At 53.8% G+C, this 286-nt stretch carries 1 protein-coding gene; it reads left to right on the top strand.

From position 1 onward, the window contains the following. Positions 1–26 precede the first annotated feature (26 nt). Positions 27–286 (top strand): hypothetical protein (locus tag Q4563_RS19195; protein ID WP_303605648.1); only part of this gene is annotated, 260 nt, incomplete at its 3' end.

Raw genomic sequence — 286 nt, 5'->3', positions numbered from 1 at the left:
CAGCAACGGTGTTTGGCAGTACCGCCATGAACAATACGGTGAGCTACTTCTTTATTCTGGTTGTACTGGTGGTGGCTCTGGGTATTTACGTCGGCAACACCGGAATTGTCAGTTTTGGCCATCCGGCTTTTATGGCCATTGCCGCGTATCTGACCGCGATTCTGGTCATGCCAGCGGCACGCAAGAGTGCCTTGCTGCCCAATTTGCCGGATTTTCTGAGTACTTTCAGCGCCCCGCCACTGCTGGGTATCGTGATCACCGTATTCGTGGTTGGGCTGATTGGTGC

The organism is Gilvimarinus sp. 1_MG-2023 (assembly GCF_030548285.1).
The sequence above is the reverse complement of the archived record's forward strand: the minus strand, read 5'-3'. Positions and strand labels throughout refer to the sequence as shown.